The 2,205-nt window shown below is 58.3% G+C and carries 3 protein-coding genes; 1 reads left to right on the top strand and 2 read right to left on the bottom strand.

The window, feature by feature from the left end; all coding sequences use genetic code 11:
- Positions 1–70 precede the first annotated feature (70 nt).
- Positions 71–307: a hypothetical protein gene (locus tag EN984_RS38380; RefSeq protein WP_127266524.1), complete on the top strand. Its 237-nt coding sequence runs from the start codon at positions 71–73 to the stop codon at positions 305–307.
- Between the two features lie 799 nt (positions 308–1,106).
- On the opposite strand, the gene EN984_RS31960 is transcribed toward EN984_RS38380, so the two are convergent.
- Together EN984_RS31960 and EN984_RS31955 are read right to left on the bottom strand one after the other, a co-directional pair.
- Entirely contained in the window at positions 1,107–1,538 is a 432-nt protein-coding gene (locus tag EN984_RS31960; protein WP_236383371.1) for a Ku protein, read from the bottom strand.
- An 87-nt stretch (positions 1,539–1,625) separates the two neighbouring features.
- A partial coding sequence (locus EN984_RS31955; RefSeq protein ID WP_127384236.1) for an ATP-dependent DNA ligase occupies positions 1,626–2,205 on the bottom strand: 580 nt, incomplete at its 5' end.

Genomic DNA, 2,205 nt, shown 5'->3' with positions numbered 1-2,205 from the left:
GGGTGATGCCGATTCTCGTCATCATTGACCTTTCGAGTATTGCCTGCAGACCAACAGGATGGATTTGGCCATGAAAGGAAGCCGACCGGGTATTTCGTTGTTGGATTTCGACATACTCTCCCGGGCTCTTACGTCAGCCATCAGGGAGAGCCCGGAATCCGATTCGACGGTCCAGGCCCGCGAGCTTGTGTGCCTATACACCGGCAAAAAGTCAGCCGACCAAAATTTGATCGCGGCCTTGCTTCACGCCAGTCGCGCCCAGCTGGACTTGGAAGCATCCAAGGAAAATCGGCCCGGCAAGAATTGACTGAGTGCCTGCATCTGCTCGACGTGATCTCTCACCGGTTGTCTCCTCAACGGAGCTACGTTCCGAGACGAAGCCCAAAGGCCCGACCGACTGAGACGCAGCGCATAATTCCCGCGGGCGACAGGACGAATATCCTGACCGCGACACGATAGCCAGAAGGTCACCGAATGGACCTTTAAAGTCATGGCAGCGGGTTGGACTTCGATCGAGATAGCCGAGGCCATCGAGCATCCGGCCGTGGCCGACCGTCGTGGGCGCGAGGAAAACGCCGCTCTAGATGCCTGCTGCTCGCACGAGCATTTTGACCCCAGGGCGATAAATTTGAACTGACCTGAGGAACATGCATCTGCAGTCGAAGTTCGGGATGTGCTTGGTGAGGACGACTCCCTCCTTGAAACGACCAAGCTCTGGTGCGAGGGCCCGCCTCTGGTTCCGAGACCCGGTGGCGGGCCTATGCAATGCCAGCAAGCGTTAAGTTTTTTCTGCAGGCCTGGAACCTGTTTCTGAAATCGAAGTTGGGTTTGCAGCTTGGCTCCCCGGGCCAGGTCTCAAAGCAAGGCCCGCCGCTGTTTGTGTCCTCAGTGGCGGGCCTACTTCGTTTCCGCTCAACGCTACATTGCGCTAGATTAAAGCAACGATCATCCACGCAATCTCACATGGCCTCGGTCCATGGCCAGGTCGGCACGATCATTTTTTGGGTGACGGTGACCACGCCGACCAGTTGGTCACAAGGAGTGACCAAACGACGAGACCTATAGCTACGGGCACAACGGCAATCCGGCAACAAAGCCCGATGTGTCTAGGCTGCCCGTAACCTCCGGGATTTGGCCATCGCGTCGCGCAGGACGCCAAAGGCCTCCAGCGAGGCGCCGTCAGCCGGGATCAAGTAGTATGGCTTTTCGAGATAGCGCGTGTCGATCTCGGCAACCGGAACAAAGGAATCGACATCGAGTGTGTGCTGCGACGTCAGTTTCAGTTTCTTGATCTCGTCCGGCTCGACGTGGATGAACTCGCCCTTGTCCGCCTCGTAGCCTTTGATCTGATCCGCGACTTCGACAACATCGCCAGTCCCTTCGTCGACATAGGCACTCTTGACGGGTAAACCGTCGCTGCGGTTCAAAATCTTGAAGTGGATTTTCGATGCCTCGCTTGTGGCACCCACTATCTTGACCCCGCACGACACGGAACCGACCCTCAGAAAGCCCTTCCACACCGCGCGGGGCGCAACCATGCCGTTTCTCCTAGACCTTGATCTCGGCACAACGTCAGTCAGGCACACGGTTCTGTTCCGCGTCATGGGCAGCACCTTGTCGCCAGCTTATTCCTCACGGTAGTCCAGCAGCTTGGCGTGGCGGAGCCTTTCCTCGCCCTTTAGGAACCGCACGCGACCGACCAGACCAGGCTTAAGCCATTCGGCCTTTTCTTTCTTTAGACCGATGGGCACTGGTCCGCCGACCTTCCCTTGCACGCGATCCCATAGTCGCTGACGCTTGTCGGCTTTAAAGGCAACGAAAGCGCCGCCAGCATAGCGACCCTTGTCGGCCATGAGCACCATCGCGGGCTTTCCGGCCTCGCGCTGCACGCCAATGATGTCCATTTCCTTTTCGGCATAGCACTTGATCTTGCGCCAGTTCATCGTCGGCCCGCTGCGGTAGACGCTGTCCTTGCGCTTTGAGATCATGCCCTCCAGCCCTGCCTTGTCGACCAGGTGATAAACCGCATCGCCAGTGCCGGGCATGGCTTTGCTGACCTGAATGCGCCCGACGGCTGGTATCAATGCCTGCAGGATCTCGCGGCGGTCTTCCACCGGCATGTTGCGCAGATCATGCCCGTTCAGGTGCAGGAGATCGAACGCCACCAAATACAGGTCCCGCGACGGCTCACGGCGGGGAAAGGCT

It is taken from the genome of Mesorhizobium sp. M7A.F.Ca.CA.004.12.1.1 (genome assembly GCF_003997835.1).
Classification (GTDB): domain Bacteria; phylum Pseudomonadota; class Alphaproteobacteria; order Rhizobiales; family Rhizobiaceae; genus Mesorhizobium.
The sequence above is the reverse complement of the archived record's forward strand: the minus strand, read 5'-3'. Positions and strand labels throughout refer to the sequence as shown.